The 1,002-nt window shown below is 36.7% G+C and carries 1 protein-coding gene; it reads right to left on the bottom strand.

Annotated features, from left to right (window positions below; translation table 11 throughout):
* Positions 1-135 precede the first annotated feature (135 nt).
* On the bottom strand, positions 136-1,002 hold an 867-nt coding region (locus tag ABMA45_RS09410), incomplete at its 5' end, for an ABC transporter substrate-binding protein (RefSeq protein WP_348030244.1).

Raw genomic sequence — 1,002 nt, 5'->3', positions numbered from 1 at the left:
CAAAATAGGATTACACAAGGCAATGCAAATAAAAATATCCATCCTCTCTTGTTTTTTGTAGACATATTTTATACTTCCTTTCAAAAAAATAGTGTTGCACTAACTTTTATTAGTGCAACACTTGATTGTTAAGAATTAATCGTTTTTCTGCGCTGCATCTGTAAGCTTTTTACAAAATCCTTCTGCATCTAAGCTGCCACTTGCAAGTTCAGGTAACTGATTTGAAAATTCATCGATTACATTCTGATACCAGTAAGCCTGATTCTGACCATATGTATATGTTGCTTTTGACTGAATATCTAATACTTCTGCCATTAATGGATCAGATTCTTTTAAGCTTTCAGGTACTTCAATGTTACTTGATACAGGCTGTAATCCTGCCATTTCCAATGCCTTTAACTGATTTTCAGCTGTTGTCTCGAACTTAAGGAATGCTACTGCTGCTTTAATCTTTTCAGGATCTTTTGCGCCTACCATGTCACCAGGTGTTGGAACACTTTCCATTCCGTTTCCTGGAAGAAGCATGATACCAACTTTGTCATAGAATCCTTCAGGTGCTTTGTCTTCGCTCTTGAAATCAGGAATCATCCATGGTCCGTTAGGAAGCATTGCTACTTCACCGTTAAAGAAGTGAGTTGCCATTGTGTCATATTTTCCACCTAAAGCATCTGCTGTTGTATAGTTCTTTAACATCTTCTGAAGTTCTGCTGTTGCTTTTTCAACTACAGGTATATTGTAATCGGTTGGATACTGAGTATTCATAAATGTGTTTCCTTCATCTCCTGCAGTTCCGATTAAAGCACTGTACCAAAGATTTGATAACCAACCTAAGTCTGCACTATCCATACTTACAGGTGTGATACCTTTTGCCTTTAATGTGTCACAAGCTTCATAGAATTCATCCCATGTGCTATAAGCTACATCAGGAGCTTCGATTCCTGCTTTTTTGAATAAGTCTTTGTTATAGTAGATATATGAAATTTCCTTTGATACAGGAATTCC

Origin of the sequence: Eubacterium sp. CAG:156 (assembly GCF_000434315.1) — a bacterium.
In the GTDB taxonomy this organism is placed as follows: Bacteria; Bacillota; Clostridia; order Lachnospirales; family Lachnospiraceae; genus Eubacterium_U; species Eubacterium_U album.
Note: the sequence above shows the minus strand (reverse complement) of the source record. Positions and strands in the feature narration are given on the sequence as shown.